Genomic DNA, 21,277 nt, shown 5'->3' with positions numbered 1-21,277 from the left:
TAGAATAATTTCAACTTATTTTATTTCTAAAAGTCCTATCAACGTAAATTTGCCGAATTAAATTTTTAAACTAATGTTTAGACACTCTGTCTACCTCCTTATATTTTTAACTTCATTAACCGTTATTGCTCAAGACAAAAAGCAATACCAAATAACCAGACAAAATGAATCTGCAAAAATTGATGGTGAGTTAAATGATGACGTTTGGCAGAACTTAGAAGTAGCTACTAATTTTACTCAATTTACTCCCAACTTAAATCTTGCTGCAACCTCAGATCGGAAAACAGAAGTTAAATTATATTATAACGATAAAGCGGTATTTGTCTCTGCTAGGTTATACGATGATCCTAACAAAATCATGAGTCAAAACACGATTAGAGATGAGTTTGGCCAGACTGATTATTTTACCCTTGTCCTTAACCCTAATAACGATGCGCAAAATGATACACAATTTATAGTTTTTAGCTCAGGCACTCAAGCCGATGCGTTGTCATCTCCAAGTATTGGACAAGATTTTGGCTGGAATGCTGTTTGGGAAAGTGCAGTGCAAAAGACAAGTTTTGGCTGGCAATTAGAAATGAAAATACCCTACAGAACACTTAGATTTCCCAAAACAGATATTCAAACCTGGGGGGTGCAATTCAGAAGGTATTTTAGACGAGAACGCTCAGAATACGCCTGGAATCCTATCGACAGGACCAAAGGCTATGAAGGCCTTTATCATGGGAAATTGATTGGTATCCAAGATCTGAAGCCACCACTTCGCTTAAATTTATACCCTTTTACCACTGGAATTGTGAATACGATTGGTGATGAAACCACTACCGACTTTAAACTGGGAATGGATGTGAAATACGGCATTACTGATAACTTGACTTTAGACGCCACACTGATACCCGATTTTAGTCAGGCCAGATTCGACAATGTGGTTCTTAATTTAGGTCCTTTTGAGCAAACCTTCGCCGAGCAGCGTCAATTTTTTACTGAGGGTGTTGACCTTTTCACAAAGGGCAATTTATTTTTTTCACGAAGAGTAGGTAGTGCTCCTATAGGTAGCGTAGAACTGGAAGATGATGAGGAATTAATCGATCGACCGAGTGAGGTAGAGCTTATCAATGCGGTAAAAATGTCTGGTCGATTAAAGAGCGGTTTGGGTATTGGAATTTTTAATGCCGTCACCGAAAGTACTAATGCTACAGTTTTGGATACCATACAAAATGAAGCAAGATCCATAGAAGTTGAGCCCCTGTCTAACTATAATATTTTAGTGGTTGATCAACAGTTCAATAAAAACTCATCTGTGAGTTTAATTAATACCAATGTTACCCGTTCAGGCAGTGCAAGAGACGCCAATGTGACTGGTGCTTTATTTAACCTTATAAATGACTCTAACTCCTACAGGCTGGCAGGTGAATTGAAAATGAGTCATATCAGCGACATTGAAGATAACAGCACAGGCTTCAGTTCTGCTCTAGAGCTAGCTAAAATTAGTAATCAGTATCAATTTTCTATTGGGCATTCTTATGCTGATAGAAAGTATGACATCAATGATCTTGGTCTTCTGCTTAGAAATAACTTTAATAATTTCTCTGCCAATGTTTCTTATAGAATATTTGAACCCACAGATAGGTTTCAAAACTATAACATAAGCTTTTCTTCTCGATACAAACAGTTGGCCTCCCCGAATACCTATACTGGCTTAGAGTTGGATGCGAGCTATAGAATAAATTCCCTAAAATTGGACACCTACGGCTTTGACATAGGAATAGAACCGGGTAGACAGTTCGATTATTTTGAACCCAGAGTAGACGGTCAATTTTTTATTTACGAGAACTTTACAAATTTTGGTGGTTTTCTATCATCCAATTATAACAGAACTTTTGCCATAGATCTAAGAAGCAACGTAAATACTTTTTTTGAGGAAGGAAGAGACTCCTACGGTTATAATTTCAGGATTGAACCCAGAGTAAGATTCAATGATTTTTTCTTCATGGTCTACGAATTTTCTTTAGACAAAAGAATAAACGACAGGGGCTTTTCAAATTTTCTTGAAGGCGAACCTATTTTTGGAGAGCGTGATCGATCTATCATCGTAAATAGTGTTTCTGCTAATTATAATTTCAACCCGTTTCACGGCTTGAAATTACAGCTCCGTCATTATTGGGACACCGTTTTATACGATGAATTCATGTATAATCTCAATGATAACGGTAGACTTACAGAAAACACTAACTTACCAAAGTCTGCATTGCCCAATAATCCAGATATCAACTTTAGCACCTGGAATGTAGATTTAAATTATTCATGGCAATTTGCTCCTGGAAGCTTTCTTACTGCATTATACCGAAATCAATTGTTCAGCAATACCAGTGAAGCGCAAAAGAATTTTGAAACCACGTTTACTGATTTATTCCAGCAAGACATTCAACACACAGTGTCCATTCGGCTTCAATACTTTTTTGACGTGAATACTGTAAGGTCTGTATTTAAATCGGAGAAAGGTTAATCAACTAAATTCATCTTATTAACTGATTAAACTGAAGAGGCTACGTTAAAATATAATGTACTAAGCTTTAGCTATTTAACCTTTCATTAGCAGGTCTTAATCCTCTATTTATTTAATTTAACAAGAAAATTTAATCATGACATTTTCAAAATCAATTTCAACTTTAGGGTTAATATTTGTCTTCTTTCTCTTTTCATTTGTAATGACAGCCCAAGACCAAACTCCAAGAGCAACATCTGTGGAAGCCATGGCCAATCAACTTACACGATATGAAGTCGACCAACTTAAACTAGATGCCAGAGAGGCAAAGGATTTAAAAAAAATAAATATGATCTATGCTGAAAGTCTTTTAGATCTTAGGAAAAAAGCAGGCAAAGAGAATACTATAACTCAGGAAAGAGCGCTAAGGAGGTCCCATAATCTTAAAATTAGGTCCATATTGAGCTCTAAAAAGTATCAAGAATATCTGGCTTTAAAACAGCGAGATGCTGAGGATGAAAAGGAAAATTAATAGGTTAATAAATTTATCTTAACCAATCTATAGTTGAAGTTTAAAGGAGTTTAATATACTTCATTATTTACACGATAAGTTCTTAGTCCTTGTAGATATGAGTAAGTTTTACAGGCTGCTTTTTTAAAAGAATTGTAGTTTTTGCTTCAGTTTCAGATGAACTAAGACAAGAAGTAAATAAAATAATGAGTAGGCAAACGAAATTGAGATGTAGCATAAAAATCAATCACTAAGTTTAAACTGAATAAAGCTAAAGATCAAGTAATTCAGTGGTGAATTCCGAAGAAAACTTAATGACGTGACCGCTTTCGTGCAGGATTTTTAGAAACCATAAATACTCCTAAAAACACTAATATAGCTGAAATGACCTTCACAAAAGTGAGTTGATCTGCTCCAGATAAAATGGCAAAGGCTATAGCAATGACGGGTTGCAAATAGGTAAACACACCAATGGTAGAGGCTGAAAGATGCTTTAAGGCAAACATATTGAGTAAGTACGTGGTAAAGGTTGTACCTAGCACAACAAAACCTACACGCCAGAGCGCAGAAAAGGGCATATTGACCCAATCTACCTGCTGAAACTCCGACCAGCCAATTGGAAGATTGATGATTATAGCCGTTAAAAATAACCATCGCATCAAAGTGATAGGATGGTAAGTCTTGGTAAGTGGTTTAGCTACAATTAAGAACATCCCATAGGATAAAGCGTTAATCAGCAGCATAACATTACCCAAAGGGATATTGGGCGCCCCCGTTTGCTGTTGAACCCCAAACAGAATAAGACTAAGGCCACCAAATAGACCTAAAAGAGCTCCAGAGCCTTTGAGTATAGTAATCTTCTCTCTGATTAAGATAGCTGAAAGCATGAACACCAAAATGGGTGTAATCGTGACAATTACAGAGCTATTGATTGGTGTAGAAAGACTTAAGCCCTTAAAAAAGAAAAGCATGTTGAGCACCATTCCAAACACTGCACTTAACAGCAGACGCGGCCAGTGTTCTTTCTTTATGCGTTCATTTTTGATAAAGAGACTTACCAGCCAAAATAAAATTCCTGCCCCAAGCACCCGGATGGTTATAAACCCTAGAGGTTGTACGTAATCTGGCATGAGGCCTTTGGCCAAGGTGTGGTTTATTCCAAAAATTGTTGTTGCTACAAAAGCTGCAAGGAGAGCCAGGACACGATTACTCATTGAAAAAAGACTTCAAGGCCTCCACCGTCTGCTTACTGTTTCCAATAAATAGATTATCGTTTACAATAAATATGGGTCTTTTTAAAAAGGTGTAGTGAGAAAGAATGTATGATTTAATTTCATCTTCAGATAGATTTTCATCCTTAAGCCCTTCAGTCCTGTATTTTTGAGCTCTTTTGTTAAGTAACAGCTCATAGGATTTAGTTTGGCTATAGAGGTAATCTAGATCATCTTCGGAGATATGTTCTTTTTTGATATCCTGTAACTCAAGGTCTTCAGGTAAGTTTAATTTCTGAAGAATCTTTTTGCAAGTATCACAGCTAGATAGATAGAAGACTTTATTCATCGATATTATTTTGCTGGGTTTTTTTCTTCTGAAAAGATTTGTAAACAAAATATAAAACACCAAACACTAAAATGTAAGGAAAAGCCATAAGATAAATAATACCATCATTAATAGCTTCTGCTTGGCCCTGGTCTGCTTCGGTTTCCAGGACAGCTCTACACATCGAACATTGAGCTGTGGCATCCAATACCATTACTAACGATATTATAAGTGTAAGTCCAATAGTTTTCATCTTCATCATCTTATATATTTTAATAATAGGGCAACATAAATAAATATACTAAAACTCCAGTAATAGCCACATACATCCAAATAGGAAACGTCCATCTGGCTATTTTCTTATGCTTTTGATATTCACCTGTCAAACCTCTGTACATGGTGAATAGCACTAAAGGTATAATGATTGCTGAAAGTGCTATGTGCGAAATCAATATGAAAAAATAAACATAACGTAAAGCACCTTCACCACCATATGGTACAGGCTCATTACTTATTTTAGAAATGACGTAACTTACTAAGAATAAAGCAGATAAGCCAAATGCAGTAATCATTACATTTCTATGCGCTATTTTTTTCTTTTGTCTTATAAATCGGTATCCCAGAAAAAGCAGAATGGCGGTCATCCCATTAATGACTGCATGAAAAAATGGAAAAGAGCCTACTTCCAATCCTAGCAAGTCATAGCGTGTTGGGAGGTTCATCAAAATCACTACAACAATGGGTACCACTACAGATAGAGCTATAATGATAGGGACAATAGTTTTGTCTGATTTGCTTAGTGTCGCTTTCATTTTAAAAGTATTTCTATATCTTCTATAAGTATATCTATTTGCTGGGTTTCATGTGACTGACTGGAGGTTTCATTTCTAGGCACAGAACCTTGATAAAAAATAATTGGATTGCCTGCTTCATCAGTTCTGCTTCTAATAAAACCCTCCTGATCTATCAAAGCAAAGAAACCAGAATGCTCAAAGCCTCCTTCTGCATTTTTGTCTTCACGAGCGTAAATATTAAACCCCTCATTGGCAAGCTCATATATCTCTTCACGGTCGCCTGTTAAAAAATTCCAATGTGGATGCTTCACTCCTAGCTCCTGTGCGTGCTCCTTTAAAACCTCAGGCGTATCATGTTCAGGATTGATAGTAAAGGAAGCTATTCCAAAATTCATATTACCATAGAATTCATCCTGCACTTCAAGAAGGTTCTCGTTCATAATAGGACAAATCGTTGGACAAGTGGCAAAGAAAAATTCTACAACATACACCTTTCCAAGATAATCTTCATCGGTTATGGTTTCTCCATCCTGATTAGTAAACTTAAATTCTGGCACTTTTTTGCGCTGACCTTCAATTTCGAGGTAGGCTAGACTATCTTTAGAATTTCTGCTAAGCATTTCACTTACTACCCAGATTCCAAAAACTAAAATGACAAGCGATATGCCTACGTAAGAGTATTTCTTCATTTATTTTTGCCTTTGAGCGTTATTTTTTTTCAATGCGAATCTATATTCTGCCAGGATTATTTTGACATCATCATTCATCTTATCACTTACTTCCTTTAGATTACTCATATCATAAGCAAACTTTGTTCCTTCTTCTTCATCATCGCTTCGTCCTCTCAATTTCATCTTCTTATCGATTATAAAAGCATAAGGTGATGATAATTCATTGTCGAGTTGCAGATCGGAATTTAAACTATTGAATAATGATTTCGTGTCTTCATCTTCTAAAGGCATAAATAACCATTCTGAAGCATCAGAAGACTTATTGATTTCAGCTTTGAAAGTCTGTATGTCTTCTTCGGAATTGGGCGAAGTTACTGTAACAACCTGAAAGTTATCGAACTCATGATAGCGATCATAGATTTTCTCCTTCATATTGAAAGCATGAACTTTTCGAACGTCGAAATTATGACCAAAAAAAGTGAGTATCGTTATTTTATTGTCGAAGTTAATGCTATCGGTTTCGAAACTCTTTAAAACCGAAAGATTTTCGTTTAAAACAGGAAGTCTTCCAAAAGAATTAATTCCACTAGAAAAGAACAAATAGGCTACTAGTGGCAGTACAAATAAAACAATAAGAACGATGTACTTTTTCATCAGAATGTTTTTGCAAAATTAAAAAAGGCGGTTTTTGAAAACCGCCTTTTGAATTATATTTAACCTTTCATTTTTAAAAGTCCCAGGTGATATATTCAGTTTCATAGACCTCCTGAATATAAGATCCCTCGATTAATAAAATTGCAATAAGATAGCAAATCAAGAACACGCCGGTCCAGACTACTACTCGTCTTAAACTTGCGGCTTCATGCTCCATGTGCATAAAAGCCCAAACAATGTAGTATGCCTTAATGATTGTTAATATGATAAATATCCAGTTAAGGAGTGATATCGAAACTAAATCTGTATCAACTAAAAATTCTGGTTTAAATATCCCTAAAACCACCTCTACAATTGTAAGGATGGAAAGGATAATAAAAACTTGCCAGATTCTCTTTTTTGCTCCTGAATGTTCGCCGTGAGTTGTATCGTGTGCCATTAGATAAGTGTTCTAAAATTTTTAATTAAACCAAGTAGAAGAAAGTGAATACAAAAACCCAAACCAGGTCCACAAAGTGCCAGTATAGCCCTACTTTTTCAACCATTTCATAACTACCTCGTTTTTCATAGGTTCCTAACAAAACATTAAAAAATATAATGATAAGAATAAGAACTCCAGATAGGACGTGGAAACCATGAAATCCTGTAATGAAGAAGAAGAAACCACCAAACAATGGCGCCCCATACTCATTCCTGGATAAATTGGCCCCTTGAATAACGCCTATTCCAGACTCATTTAATTTTAATAATGATTCTTCTCTATTTAAAAGTTCTTTTTCTCCCTCTTCTGTAAGCTGCATAGTTCTCACACGCAGGTCTGGATTGGCCGCAAAGCCTCTTTTCACATCTTCAATCCCTAAAGGATTGTAAGAAGCCTCAGCCTCATACCAGACACCATTTTTATTTTCATGCTCTGCTCTTTCACCAGGAGTAGCAGTGGCAAATTCTTCTAAAGAAACTCTATTACCCTCTGCATCTGCAAACTGTAATATTTTACCACTTCTTGTTTCAACAGCACCATATTCTCCACTGATGAAGTTAGACCATTCCCAGGCTTGAGAACCAAGAAAAACAATTCCCCCTAAAATGGTTAAGGCCATATAGGTGACTACCTTATTCTTTTTCATCTGGTGTCCCGCATCCACAGCCAATACCATGGTTACTGATGAGAAAATAAGGATAAACGTCATTAAAGCTACATAATACATAGGTGCATCTACACCATGTAAAAAAGGAAAGTGATTAAAGACCTCATCTGCGATTGGCCATTCATTGATAAATTTAAATCTTGAAAAGCCATAAGCGGCAAGAAATCCAGAAAATGTTAATGCATCAGAAGTGATAAAAAACCACATCATTAATTTTCCGTAACTAGCCTTTAGAGGTTTCTCTTCGCCTCCGCCCCATGTTTTTCCTTCGGTACCTGTTTTCGCAACGGTAGTAGCTTCCATAAAAATCAAATATTAATGTTCTGCAAAAATAGACAATTTTATCATTATCTAAAGAAATATAAAAACAAAAAGAGGTACAACCAGAGCCCATCGACAAAGTGCCAAAAGGTGACTCCAAGGCGTAAACCTAACATATTTTCTTTTGAATATTTCTTTTTAAAATGATTATAAATTACAACTAAGAGTACGATAAGTCCTGCTGCGACATGAACCACATGAGCCAAGACCAACAGGTAGATAAAAGACATGGTGATACTACTAGCACTACCTGTAAAATAGTAACCTGCTTCTACGATGTCGTTAAACCCCATAAATTGCATCACGACAAAGAGAACTCCTAAAATGAAAGTCGTGATAATAGCTATATTAGCTTTACCAAAATCTCCTTCAGCCGTAAATTTTTTAGTGAGATGAAAGGTGATACTGCTTATAAAAATAACCACAGTACTCCATATGAAAACATCTGGAAGCTGATAATCAGTTAACCAGTCTGGTCTATTTTTACTAACGACATAAGCACTCGTCAAGCCGGCAAACATCATTCCCATACTGATGATTCCAAACCACATCATCATCATCCTTGCGCGTTTATGTTTTTCGTCTAAAGCCATAATCTGATATATTTATCTAAAACGTAAATAATTTGTATTAAAGTAATGTATGAGACACTGGCCAGCATAAGCTGCCTCGCATCTTTAGTCGCTCTGTTTTTGAAAAGCTGAATGGCATAATAGAGCATGACTAGCCCAAGTATAAAGACCAGCACGGCCGAAACAATGGATAATTTCAAATCTCCTGTCACGCCGAGCACAGGTACCACAGAAACGATTAATGTCCAAATGGTATATAATATGATTTGAATAGCGGTCCCTTTGTCTCTTTTGCCCGTAGGCAGCATAAAAAATCCACCCTCTTTATAATCGTCATAAAGCCACCAGCCTAGGGCCCAGAAATGTGGGAATTGCCAAAAAAATTGGATCATAAATAAAGTTCCTGCTTCTATACCAAAGGATCCAGTGGCAGCTACCCAGCCCAGCATAAATGGTATGGCACCCGGAAAAGCCCCTACAAATACAGAAAGCGGAGTCATTGTTTTCAAAGGAGTGTAAACACTCACATAAAGAAATATAGAAATCGCCCCAAACATTGAAGTTATTGGGTTGATGATAAAAAGCAAGATTAATCCAACCACGGTTAATAAAGATGCAATAGCAAAAGCCACATTAACGCTCATAGAACCCGATGGGATTGGACGATTTTTAGTCCGCTTCATCTTAGCATCAAGGTTTTTTTCTATGATCTGGTTAAAGGCATTGGAAGCTCCAACCATGGCATAACCACCTAAAGCCAATAAGATAAGATTTCCAAAATTGAGGTCATCTACACCTAGCAGGTATCCTGCAATAGAAGAAAACACCACACTTACAGCAAGCCTGAATTTGGTGAGTTCTTTAAAGTCTTTTATCCAAGAAAATAAATGTGTATAAACTAAGGAATCTGACAATGCAAGAAATTTTTGCAAAGATAAGGCTAAAAAGTTTTTTTGCGTACGCAGACGTTCGTTAATATTTACTAAGTATTCCCTTAATAATCATAGTACCAATTGAAAATATCTGTCCTAAATCCAAGGTTGAGCCAAGTGGTATTTCTTTCAGAATTTAAAACAGTATTTTGAGAAACATCAAGTCTTCTGTGAATTAGATTTAAATAGACTTTCAAGTTCGTCGTAGGGTTGACTATAAATCCAACTTCAAACTCTCCGTAGTAGGAGTTAGCACGATTTCCCTGACCAATGGTGATTCCCTGGTCTGCAATTCTCAGGCGCTCATCACCTAATAAGTTACTGCCATAAAAGGGGTCTGAATTTTCATTAGTTTCAAAACCACGTTCACCAAAAATAAGTTTGGCATGTCCATAAAACCGGTCTTTTCGATATCGCGTAATAAAAAGTAACTCTCTAAAATTCGCTCCCCAAAGGTGAGCCATTGACTGGTTATCGTTGGTATAATGAAGGTTTAACGTATTATGCGAATAGGTATAAGGCCTCACCTGATTGTACTCTAACTGAAAGAACAGGTTATCTACTTTAAAGGCGTTGGCGTATTTGGCACCTAACTGAAATCCAAATTTATTTTTCCAACTCTTATTTCCTGCAGTTACATCGTCTACAGAAAACTCATCTATGAGTAATTGTCCGTAGGTGTTGATTCTGTCTGTCCACTTATATTTATAGCTTAAGCCAATGAGAGATTTACCAGACCTTGAACCTGTGCTGTATTCTACCATATTGTAGAATATTACTGGATTAATGAAATTCCAATCGAAGCCACGATTAGGCTCACTTTCAAATAAAACAGACTCGAATAGGCCGATATTTAAACGTTTATTGACATTATAGCTAAGGTAATGAGTCGCCATATATTTGGTAAGAAAAGCGCCTCCATCAGTTAAAGTATTGGGATTTCTTAATGACGACCAGGTGTTGGTGTATTTGAATCTCCAAAAATTGGTGTTTACTTTTACATAAGCATTTGGGCTAGCATTATCACTCAAAAACAAAGAGCGGTAGCCATCCCCAATGAAGTTATTGCCCCGTCCAAATTGAACGTCTAACCAGTCTGCAGCTTTATAGCTTAGATAACCTTCCACAACAGGATAATCAAATCCATCTCGGTAAGGCTCGCCAATACCTCGACCAGGAATACTCACCTGACTCGAATTACTTCTACCAAGGTCGGTGGCCAGGTCGTTAAAATAGTCTGCAAACTTACCCTGACTTTCATAAATAACGGTGAAGAAATTAAGTCGTTTCCCCAATCCCCCTTGAAAAATTCCAGCTCTGGTATTATTGTAGGTGGTAAAGTCTTCTTCAAAATCTCTTCCCACCTGGAGATCTGCAGCAATATCTACAGTAAACCAGTAGTCTTCACCCTGAAGTTGAACCGTATTTTCATTAAAGAATTTTCTACCAAACCAGGATTTTTTATCGTAAAACAAAGCCTGATTTGCTTCTAAAATATCGTAATAGGGCTTAACTTCAGAATAGCTATAAGGTTTGGAAGCCGTGTGTGCATTGGTCCCGATTTTATTCATTTTCGGGGTAAAACGGTTATAAAACTCATGAGATAGTGGGATATTAAGACCACTTTCGTATTGAGGATAGTTAAATGGTTTTGTTTCAAGACTATCTAACTCATTCTGATAACTTTCCAGGGGGTTTTCTTTCTGAATAACTTCCTCTTGCAAAATGGTGGGAGAAAGCGGAATCTGCAGTGGCATCCTAAATTGAGCATAAGTTGGAGAGCCGTTGTATGTTGCTGGTTTCAATTGAGGCAAAGCCTCAAAAACGCGTTCCAACTCCTGATTGAGTTCCTCAAAATCTGAATTCACATAAAGCACCCGAAATATACCTTCACGATCTACTTCAAAAATAATGGTAGCTACACCCGTATAATCCCTATCTGCTACAACTTGTGGTTCGTTGTAATTATTAAAGACGAAAGTCTTTAACTGCTGCCTGAAACAAGTTCCCTGATCTGTTTGTGACACTGTTTCACATTTAGAAAAAACAGGATAGTTTTCTGCTTTTGAGATAAAGTTCTGACCAAAAATACTTACGCTAAAAAAAAGTAACATTAATGCAAGCCTGTTCATAGTAGATGGGTGTAAATATTTACAAAGATGATTTAAAAATAGCAATAAAAAAATCCCGAATGTAAGATTCGGGATTTGTAATTGTATATCATCAAATTCTAGTCTTGAACTTGGAATGTTATAGGTAAAGAATAAAGCACACCTACGTTTTGACCACGTTGTTGGCCAGGCTTCATTTTAGGCAGTTTTTTGATGACACGCTCACCTTCAGACTGTAGTCTTGGATGTGGTGCACGAGCGGCAACATTTACAATATTACCCTTTTTATCAATTTTAAATTGAACATAAACCCTGTTAACACCAGACAAACCTAAATCAGCAGCTAAGCCAGTATCAAAGTTTTTATTTACAAATTGACTAATTTTTTTACTCATACATTGCTTACGCTCTTCGTTATTACTCAAGCCTTCGCAACCTGGAAAGATGGGCACACTTTCAATAACAGCAAAAGGAACGTCACCAATTTCTTCTTCTACTTCTTCAACTTCCTCAACTTCAACTACTTCATTTTGGTCGGTTTCTGTAGATTCTATTACCACTTCTTCAACATCTTCATCATCTTCAACAACCTCAATTACTTCTGGGGCTGGTGGCGGTGGAGGTGGTGGTGGAGGTGGAGTTTTTTGTATTTCAGTAATTGGCACATCTTCTTCATCTAGCATGTCAAGATCTACAACTCCAGTATCAATTGCATCTCTGTCGTAAGTTTTCCACTCAATCATTCCATAAGTGATCAACAATACAACTACGAGACCAATTTGGAAAAACAAAAGACTTCTTCTGGAAAGATCTTTTTTTGGATTCTTTTTTGGTTCCATATTTTTATTTTAAATAGGTTACTAAAGTATAAAAAAATTGAAATTTAGTCTCAATTCGTGTTTATATTTTCTAAAATTCTTTTTTTCAACAACTGATAAGTAAGATAACTTACTATAACACCTGTACTATTAGCTATGATATCGTAAAAATCAAAAACTCTGTAATCGGTAATAAGTTCTTGAAATACTTCAATAACGATGCCAAATCCAATTATCCCTACTGAAAGTAAAGCGTCAAACCTCGCGAACCTGGACTTATAAGAGGATATGGCTAAAAGCCAGACTGAATTTAAAGCAAAATAAGCAACTAAGTGATACCATTTATCTTCGAACTGCACTTCCAATTTTGGGAGGCTACTGATGTCTGATAAAGAGAGGTAGCTTATAACCAAAGTTGAAACTATAGCGAGGAATAAAAGGTATTTGCTACTCAGTATGCGCTTTATAAGCTTCTGCATCCATCAAATCTTTGACTTCATCTTGGTTGGCAATTTTCATTTTTACCATCCAGCCTTTCTCGTAAGGCTCTTCATTGACCATCTCTGGCTCATCTTCTAGAGCTTCGTTGAACTCAGTAATCTCTCCACTAAGTGGTAAATATAGATCTGAAACTGTTTTCACAGCTTCTACAGTTCCAAAAACCTCGTCTTTGTCTAAGGTTTCTCCAACTGTTTCTACTTCTACGTAAACGATGTCTCCCAATTCACCCTGAGCGAAATCTGTGATGCCAATTGTAGCAGTGTCGCCATCAATTTTAATCCATTCGTGATCCTTAGTGTACTTTAAGTTTTCTGGTGTGTTCATCTATAATTATTTTAGTTACCAAAATTATACCTCAACGTTAAACCAGTCCTAATCGTAGTTTGTGGAAAAATCGTTGAAATTGCATTTTGCGAAAATACATGATCGTAGAAAAATAACGCCGTTAAATTCTTAGTAAATGCATAATCTGCAACAAAATTAATAGACCAGATGTCCTGACCCGATGTAACACGGTTACTCAGGACGTCAAGATTTCTGATAATCGTTTCATTTCTACGTAGGGAAAGATCGGCCCTTAAGTTTAAATCACTACTCAGCACCCTCCTGTTTCCTTCAAATTGAGTCACCACTTTTAGATCTTTTATTCGGTAACCCAAACCTACAACATATTCATCTCCCTGCATTTCGGTAAGCAGGTTATTGTTAAAACTTAAAGATAAGGCTCTGTCTTTTCTAACTTCAGCCACTACACTCACAGAATTTTTCATCTCAAAATCTAACTTGACTAGAGGACTAAACTGCTCGATAAGGTTAACATTTGATATAAATAGTTCCGATCTAAAATCTCCATTCTCATTGATATTGAATTGGCCGAAAGGATCTGTTCGATTGAATTCTAAATCCGATTGAAACTGGTTGACTGTATAAGTGGAAGAATAGCCATGCTGAATTGAAAATCGGTTGAAATTATCTCTAAACCAGTTTAACCTCATCAAGCCCGTATATTTTAGGTTCCAGCCGGGAATAGGGATATCCCTTAAAAGACCCAAATCTTCACTTTCTGGATCCGAGCCAGTGTAAGCTGAGATAAAGGCTGGTAAAAGTACAGACTGACTTGTTCTTCCGTAACCCACCGGGAAGCCGTTTTCATCTATGTTATTTGGGTCGTTGAGGTTAATTCCAGCTTGTTCAGCAAGTCTATTGGCTATGACAAGTCGATTTTCTCTAAATTGATCAAAATTTTCCGACACATCTTTGGTGCTGGTACTGAAAGACGTGCGAATCATGTTGGTGGAAATATTAAAATTTCCATAGGTGTTTGGAATGATAGAATTGTATTCCATGGTCTCAGGATCTACCCGATAGTTCTCCGTGTAGGTATCAGAATACAATCGATTGGCAATAAGATCTACTGTAAGCCCTGGTAGTAACTTTAAGCCAGCCTGTATATCGAGTTGCTGGTTATCTGTTCTTGTATATTGCTCGTTAAAGTCCTGATACATTGTAAGCCAACCTCTTCTTGCTGCTTCTCTCCTCACATCATTCTGACTACCAAAGGTAAAGCCTGCGGTAGGTTTCAATGTTCCTCCAAAGCCTATATTATTAGTATATCCTGGCAGAAAAATTCCTTTAGTATCAGAATAATTGACTTGAACTCTGTCTAATATGGTAGCAAGACCCACTAAGGTATTTAGAGCTTTATCTCCTCCTGTAAGCTCTGTATCGCCTTGATTTTGAGTATTGGATCGATTTTGGTTATCCTGACCCCTACCTTGAGCCCCTCTCCTTCTACTTACATTTCTTTGGATGGCGTTTGCTTTTTGTGCTCTTTTTTTGGTTAATCCCAAATAAGAATACAGGGTTGACATATTAAAGTTGCCATTGATTTGGTGCCTTGCCGAATTCTGTACCGAATTCCCTAAATCTGGTATGCCTTCCAAACCTCTTAATATTTCTGAACCCTTGGTCCATAAAAAATCTCCAGTATACGAATACTGAGTCTGAACAAACTTCAAAAAAGGAATTTTATTAAAGGGTAGTGTGTAATTGAGCTGCAATTGTTGGTAATGCCGGTTTGGAATGCCTACATCGAAAAAATCATCGAACACACCGATGGAATTATCTTGTACATTATTTTCATCGATATAATTTCTAACAATTCGATTAGTTGAAGCATTAAAGTTAAAATTTAAGGCCTTGGTCAAACTGTAATCTATAGCATATTCCCAATCGAAGAAGTAGTTTCTTTGAAAAAGTTTAGGAGTGCCAATACTCCCGGGAGGAAGGTTAAATTCTCTAAATCTTAACTCATTGTATTGGCGATTGACGTTGGCACCAGCAGTAATACTATTGGGCAATAAGTTCACGTTAAAGTCTTTAAATATGGCGAAGTAAGGACTTTTGAAGAGGTCAATGTTTTCAAACGGTTTAATTTCAAACGGCTTAAAATTAAATCCATAGGTCAAAGCTGCATCTATATTTTGATCTAAAGATTCTCTAATTTCAAAATCTCTGTAATCAGTCTGATTATAATTGGCAGAAAGTGTGAAATTTTCGATATCATAAGGCATTGGAGTCTTTTCGGAATTGGTTCGATCCTTCCGAAGACCAATTACACTTATGCCCTGCCGTCTTGTATAAGTCTCTGCCTGTTGTTCAAATTCTGCTCTATCCTCTGCACCTAGGGCATCATCTAAGTTTTGAAGCTCTAAATCTCCATAAAACGGATCGAACTGAGGCGTGATCAATTCTTCACCCCTGCTATAATTTAAAGGAATCTTTACGCCCCATTTCTTAGGTAAGATTTGCCCAAGGTTTAACCCTGTGACCACGTCGTATTGCTGTATGTCTTCTCGACTTCTTTGATTAGGACCTTGTTCTATGGCACCAAACCCAATGGTAGATCGCCTTCCGCTGGCAGAAATATTGGCGAAATCTGCAAAATTGGTGTCCATATTCAGCACAGCAGCCCAGCCTCCTTCATTTTTAAGGCCAGATAATCTTAATTCATTTAACCACACCTCACCAGACACATTTTGATTACTAGAATTTTTCAAACCAAGCATCATCACTCTGATGTTTCCAAAACTGGGGTTACCAATGATACCCACTTTAAAACCTTCAGCTGCATCTGGATCAGGGATATATTGTCCAGATTCATCAAAATAATTGAGTTCGAGGTTGCTAAGATCAAGGTCATCATCCCCTATTACTTTAGCCTTAATTTGCTGAAGTAAATCTAAAGATAAGTTGAGATCATTTTCTAGTGGCCAGACTCCTCTTGGAGAAAAGTCCTGAGGGTCTGAAACTTTTAAAGGAACTTCAATCTGATAATAATTATTGGTAAAGTCGATACCCATTCTAATAAAAGCTGTGAGTTGGTCGTCTTGCAATTCCGGATTGGGAGGCGCCAGAGATTGGGCGTGCAAGTACATTTCCAAACGTTCGTACTGCCTCATGTCGATCTGGTAATTTTTGAAGACCCCCCTTGAGTCCTCAGGTTCCAGGTTGCTTACTCGTAATGAAAGTGATTTTTCATCCTCTCGAATAGCCACATTATTATTGACCAGTTCTTCTCGTATGACTCCAGGTGGAGTCACATAATTAGAAGTGATCTCTTCACTAACAGCTTCAGAATTGAATTGCGTTGTTCCTGTGTTGGGATTCTGTCCATCTGGCAAAATTGGCAAATCGTAAGTAAAATAATCTCCTCTAACTAACTCTAAGGTTCCAAAACGTAAAATGGTTTCCTGGCTAAACTCAGTCATGTACATTCTCATAAACCGAATGGACCTCAAATCACTAATACCTCCAATCGCAAATTCTTCACTGGTTCTTAGCGGTACTCTAAATTGAACCCACCTAGCCTGAATTTGCTCTCCATTTTGGAGGGTAGATACCACTTCCTGTACATCCGTTATATAATCTGAATCTATACCAGCAACAGAACTGGTATTATTTTCTACACTCATGTTAGGAAATACAGGAACTTCATATTCATAATAACTATCGATGGTGTTCATTGTATTGTCCAGATTCACATCTTCTACATCAGGAAAAGCAGAATTACCCCGATTGGTTTCTGTGACTTCTACGGGGTTATTCCCCTCTGCCCCGTTAAAGTTCCTGTATTTATTGAGAATATCACCTTCTCTATCCAGGTAATATTGGTAATTATCATTGGAAGGATCTTCAAAGTTTGCAAAACTTGGGAATTTGCCAGCTTCATCCAAATCGTCTAATCCATCGAAGCCAACATCCTGATTTATCCGCGCCTGTCCCTCCGTATCAAAGGCATATACCAAGGATTGATTACTGGGTACTTTACCAAAGTTGGTAGAAAGGGTGTTAGAATTTCCACCGTCTTCTGGGAGACCATTTTCGAATTGTTTTCTGCCATCTTTTAGAACGTCCTCTGTAATACTTCCAAAATTGAAGACAACTTTACCACCATTGTTACCAGCATTTTCTGGATATATAAAAGGATCCATCACCCAAAACTCAACATATTCTACATTGGACTGCTCAAAATCTGTCGTTTGCAGACCCCTTGTAATACCCCCAAAATTTTGTTCTGGATTTGGAAGAGTATTATCTGTTGCAGAGGCTGGATTATAATTATACATACCTCGTTCTGTAGGTCTATAAACCAGATCTAAAGGAAACAAGGTTTGAATTTGTCCTGGAACTATATCTATGTTTGGAAATATTTCATTAATGAGTACACGTCTGGAATAGTATTGAGATAAATCTTCATCAGTAACATCTGCTGGACGCTGGGAACTATAAAAAATCGGGTCTATGGTGTACCAGTTCAGTTTTGCCCTAAAGTCATTCGTACTCAAATCATTATTGGAATTAAAGGTTCCATTCGCATCATTTGGCCCTCTAAATCCTACAGGTGCGCTAGCCAATTTCCAGGCTAATGGATCTATTACAGAAATACTGGTTTGAGAACCTTCAAAGTCATCGACATAACTCGTTGCTTCTCCTCCAAAATCGCTTGCCTGAGGAGTGCCAGGTCTTAGATAGGCAAATTCTCCTCTTAGTGAAAAATTAGATTCTACATCTGTATCTATATTCGGCAGCTTGTTCACCATTCTCGTAAAAAAAGGCACCGTTGTATTATAATTGAAGTTCACCCCATATATACTATTATTGACAGGATCTGTACCATAATCTGCTTTCTGAGTAACTGGTCTTTCATTGAGATTTAAAAAGGTTCCGCCGATCAACAACTCTTCGCTAAATCTATGTTGAACGTCAATTCCTGTAAAGCGTTTCGTTTGCCTTCCAAATAGGGCATTGTTCTCTGTAGAAACCTGTATTGGGGTATCAGAAGCCAACAGGGCATCGTCGAGGATATTAACCCTGCCTAACTCATAATCTACGGTATAATCGATCCCCTCTTGGAGAGTTCTTCCTCCAGCAGTAACCGTAACAGATCCTCGTGGCACATTAAAGGCACCAATTGGGATACCGCCTGTAGTTGTGGCTTTATAACGTCCTGAAAGCTGAAATTTATTTTGCTCGGCACCATCCTGCTGAGCTTGTATTTTCGTTGTTGTGTAAAGACTCCTAAATACAAATTTAGCCTGGTTATCGTTGTAGGTTTGGGGGTTATCGTAGTCTTCGGTTCCAGAGTTTGGAGTCAAGTCAAGCTTTTCGAATAGATACTCTCCAAAAGGCTCAACTTTGGTAAATTTCAAAATCCCATTCTCTGGATCTATGGTTATACCAGGAACAAAATCAAAGAATCCATCTCCTCCATTTACAGGGTCATTGTTGAGGTTTAATTGATCCAAATCCAAGACCTGCAATAAATTCGTTTCACTTACATCATCTGGGAGTGGAGTATTACTCCCAGGAGCTTGTGATATAAAATTTACAGGCTGTGGATCGGAATATAAAATATTGAACCTAAACCCATCCTGCTCTAGACCATTTGCTCCAAGGCTGTAAAAGTTTTTCATCATCAGGTCCCAAATTGGTTCCTGAACAAAGGTCACCGGACTCTTTAAAAGTTTCACAATAAGATTTTGGTTTTGCGCAATGGGCTCATCCTGAAGCTCTGGGTTTTCTATGGTTTCTGTTCCGGGAGGGCCACCATTTCCAAATTCACCCACTCTAAATACACGACCATCTGTGGTGGTGTATTCAAAAGCAACCCCGAGTACCTCATCGTTATTGAGTCGTTGGTTTAACGAAATATAGCCCAGCTGAGTATCTAAAGTATATTCATTAGGCTGCAATTCTCTGGCATTTTCTAAAATAGCATAATCCCTTCCCTCGGAAACAAAGGGCTCTGCAGAACCAAAACCCTGCTGTATAGTTGCAAAATCTCTTATCTGACTATTGAGAACCGTTTGGCCCTGACCACTTATCCCATTAGGATTGAAAAGGTTATTGGCATTGTCTGGCCTGGCATTTGGATTTTGAATAAAGTTAGGTAATGGTGGAGCAATTGGATTGCCTGCATTATCCAACAAAAGCCCTACATTTTGCGGTGCACTTTCTCCAAGGTCCTGAATCGCAACGATATTTCTGGCACTAGAGGTAGTTGCCGAATTATTGGTCCTGTTGGTTACCCACACCTGAATTCTTGTGATTTGAATCCTACTGTTGATAAAAGGATAATTATCCAGAGCTTCATTATATTGATTTCTAAAAAAATGGGCAAGAAAGAAGTGCCTGTTTTCATCATAATCTAAAGCGAATTTATCAAAATCTCTTACGGTTCCTCCTCCCTGTATGTTAACACTTTGGCGTTCTGAATTTAATTCTGAAAACACTCCTGTAATCGTCGTTTTACCAAACTGTAATTGAGTTTTCACCCCAAATAAGCTTTGGGATCCTTGAATTAAAGAGCTGTTGGTAGGCATCTGTACGTTACCAACTTCAATTTTCTGAATGATATCATCTTCAGTTGGTGTATATTCTAATCTAATTTGATTTTGAAAGTCAAAAGTAGATTCGGTATCATATTCAGCATTCACCTGAAGCCGAGTCCCAACAGAAGCCTGTAAACTCATGCTGATACGCTGATCGAAATCAAACGTCAAATTACTCTGGTTTCTAGGGGAAAGTGACGGGTTATCTTGTTTACTATACAAAATCCCCATATCCACAGCAACAGAACCTCTTGGTGTCACTTCAATTTGATTCCCTCCAAAAACAGATTGAAAGAAGGAGTTGTTGACGTAGAAAATAGGAATTAGGTTTTTTTGTTCTTCCTCATCACCCCTTCCAAGAGCTGCGTCTGACTTCTGCTTAAAGTACTGCTTCATTTGTTCCTCTAGAACAAGGGCTTCAAACTCTTTGGGTGTAAGTACTAATGGATATTTTGTATTTACAGATCCTATTTTCTCGGTGTAAATGTAGCGGTCCAGAACAGGATCGTATTCGTATTTTGAAACGATACTCGAGGGGTTCGGCATGTCTATTGAACCCAATGATGGTCCTTGAGGTATAGAGTCTTGCTCCTCTTGAGCGTAAGTTCCTGAAAGGGAGAACAAGAAGATTACTGAAGCGAATAAAGTCTTATGGAATGAATTAAAATTCTTTAAGTAAAGATTCAAGAGTTTTATAGATTTTTTAAGGCGAGTTTGATTATCTCTTCAACGCTTGCATTTGGATTATTATTACAAATTTTGGATATTATTTTTCCAGATTGTTTTCTCGTATATCCTAAAGTTTCTAGAGCAGACAAGGCTTCCTCCTTATGAGCGTTGCTTGATGAGGATACGATCTCAGTTAGAGCTTCCGTTTTTTGAATCTTATCTTTTAGATCTAAAATGACACGCTGGGCTGTTTTTTTACCAATCCCTTTCACGCTTTGAATAGTGTCGGTATCTTCTATAGAAATCGCTTCAATAACCTGTTCTGGGGTTAATGAAGAGAGCATTATTCTAGCGGTGCTTGCCCCAATTCCAGAAACTGAAAGTAGTTGGCGGAACACTAGCCGTTCTTCCTTATCCTTAAATCCATATAAGGTATGAGAATCCTCTTTTACCTGAAGATGAGTAAAAACAGTAACAAGCTCCTCATCTTTTAAACGAGAAAAGGTATGAAGTGAAATGTTTACTTCATACCCTATCCCATTACAATCTATGACAATATGAGTTGGATTTTTTTCTAAAAGTCTTCCTCGAAGCTGAGTAATCATCTTAACTTAAATTTAGCAACCAAATGTAATAAAATTAAGTTAAGAATCTATTT

At 37.3% G+C, this 21,277-nt stretch carries 18 protein-coding genes; 2 read left to right on the top strand and 16 right to left on the bottom strand.

The annotated features are described in order from the left end of the window. Positions 1 to 73 precede the first annotated feature (73 nt). On the top strand, positions 74 to 2,506 hold the full coding sequence (locus tag F598_RS0103185) for a DUF5916 domain-containing protein (RefSeq protein WP_019037578.1): 2,433 nt from the start codon (positions 74 to 76) through the stop codon (positions 2,504 to 2,506). Positions 2,507 to 2,642: 136 nt separating this feature from the next. Continuing rightward, a complete protein-coding gene (locus tag F598_RS0103180) occupies positions 2,643 to 3,017 on the top strand; it encodes a hypothetical protein (RefSeq protein ID WP_157594934.1) in 375 nt (124 codons plus the stop codon). A gap of 290 nt (positions 3,018 to 3,307) precedes the next feature. Here F598_RS0103180 and F598_RS0103175 read toward each other — a convergent pair whose 3' ends face one another. The 16 genes from F598_RS0103175 to ruvA form a co-directional block, all read right to left on the bottom strand. Further along, complete coding sequence (locus tag F598_RS0103175; protein WP_019037576.1) at positions 3,308 to 4,210, bottom strand: DMT family transporter; 903 nt, start codon at positions 4,208 to 4,210, stop codon at positions 3,308 to 3,310. Next, entirely contained in the window at positions 4,203 to 4,556 is a 354-nt protein-coding gene (locus tag F598_RS0103170; RefSeq protein WP_019037575.1) for an arsenate reductase family protein, read from the bottom strand. Before F598_RS0103170 ends, F598_RS0103175 begins: the two co-directional genes overlap by 8 nt. Next, on the bottom strand, positions 4,549 to 4,794 hold the full coding sequence (locus F598_RS0103165) for a hypothetical protein (protein ID WP_026302490.1): 246 nt from the start codon (positions 4,792 to 4,794) through the stop codon (positions 4,549 to 4,551). The genes F598_RS0103170 and F598_RS0103165 overlap by 8 nt, the downstream gene beginning before the upstream one ends. Before the next feature lie 13 nt (positions 4,795 to 4,807). Next, a complete protein-coding gene (locus F598_RS0103160) occupies positions 4,808 to 5,347 on the bottom strand; it encodes a DUF420 domain-containing protein (protein WP_019037573.1) in 540 nt (179 codons plus the stop codon). Then, on the bottom strand, positions 5,344 to 6,018 hold the full coding sequence (locus F598_RS0103155) for an SCO family protein (RefSeq protein WP_019037572.1): 675 nt from the start codon (positions 6,016 to 6,018) through the stop codon (positions 5,344 to 5,346). The genes F598_RS0103160 and F598_RS0103155 overlap by 4 nt, the downstream gene beginning before the upstream one ends. Beyond that, the gene (locus F598_RS0103150; protein WP_019037571.1) at positions 6,019 to 6,654 is read right to left on the bottom strand and encodes a membrane protein; all 636 of its coding nucleotides are present in this window, start codon (positions 6,652 to 6,654) and stop codon (positions 6,019 to 6,021) included. A gap of 73 nt (positions 6,655 to 6,727) precedes the next feature. After that, complete coding sequence (locus F598_RS0103145) at positions 6,728 to 7,093, bottom strand: cytochrome C oxidase subunit IV family protein (RefSeq protein WP_019037570.1); 366 nt, start codon at positions 7,091 to 7,093, stop codon at positions 6,728 to 6,730. A 25-nt stretch (positions 7,094 to 7,118) separates the two neighbouring features. After that, positions 7,119 to 8,105: a cytochrome c oxidase subunit 3 gene (locus F598_RS0103140; RefSeq protein ID WP_019037569.1), complete on the bottom strand. Its 987-nt coding sequence runs from the start codon at positions 8,103 to 8,105 to the stop codon at positions 7,119 to 7,121. Between the two features lie 44 nt (positions 8,106 to 8,149). Then, positions 8,150 to 8,716, bottom strand: a complete 567-nt coding sequence (locus tag F598_RS0103135; protein ID WP_019037568.1) for a cytochrome c oxidase subunit 3 — start codon at positions 8,714 to 8,716, stop codon at positions 8,150 to 8,152. Continuing rightward, positions 8,707 to 9,609 (bottom strand): heme o synthase, encoded by a 903-nt coding sequence (gene cyoE, locus F598_RS0103130; RefSeq protein WP_019037567.1) that lies wholly within the window; start codon positions 9,607 to 9,609, stop codon positions 8,707 to 8,709. Before cyoE ends, F598_RS0103135 begins: the two co-directional genes overlap by 10 nt. 80 nt (positions 9,610 to 9,689) lie before the next feature. Further along, entirely contained in the window at positions 9,690 to 11,759 is a 2,070-nt protein-coding gene (locus tag F598_RS0103125; protein WP_019037566.1) for a hypothetical protein, read from the bottom strand. A gap of 98 nt (positions 11,760 to 11,857) precedes the next feature. Next, positions 11,858 to 12,577 carry an energy transducer TonB gene (locus tag F598_RS0103120; protein ID WP_019037565.1) on the bottom strand — a complete coding sequence of 240 codons (720 nt, stop codon included), beginning with the start codon at positions 12,575 to 12,577 and terminating at the stop codon, positions 11,858 to 11,860. Between the two features lie 50 nt (positions 12,578 to 12,627). Further along, positions 12,628 to 13,035, bottom strand: a complete 408-nt coding sequence (locus F598_RS0103115) for a VanZ family protein (RefSeq protein ID WP_051080721.1) — start codon at positions 13,033 to 13,035, stop codon at positions 12,628 to 12,630. After that, positions 13,004 to 13,381 (bottom strand): glycine cleavage system protein GcvH, encoded by a 378-nt coding sequence (gene gcvH, locus F598_RS0103110; protein WP_019037563.1) that lies wholly within the window; start codon positions 13,379 to 13,381, stop codon positions 13,004 to 13,006. Before gcvH ends, F598_RS0103115 begins: the two co-directional genes overlap by 32 nt. Before the next feature lie 11 nt (positions 13,382 to 13,392). After that, complete coding sequence (gene sov / locus F598_RS0103105; protein ID WP_483826375.1) at positions 13,393 to 20,580, bottom strand: T9SS outer membrane translocon Sov/SprA; 7,188 nt, start codon at positions 20,578 to 20,580, stop codon at positions 13,393 to 13,395. A gap of 62 nt (positions 20,581 to 20,642) precedes the next feature. Next, entirely contained in the window at positions 20,643 to 21,224 is a 582-nt protein-coding gene (gene ruvA, locus F598_RS0103100) for a Holliday junction branch migration protein RuvA (RefSeq protein WP_019037561.1), read from the bottom strand. Positions 21,225 to 21,277: the final 53 nt, after the last annotated feature.

This window comes from Psychroflexus tropicus DSM 15496, assembly GCF_000378765.1.
GTDB classification, from domain to species: Bacteria; Bacteroidota; Bacteroidia; order Flavobacteriales; family Flavobacteriaceae; genus Psychroflexus; species Psychroflexus tropicus.
This window is presented reverse-complemented; position numbering and strand designations above follow the sequence as displayed.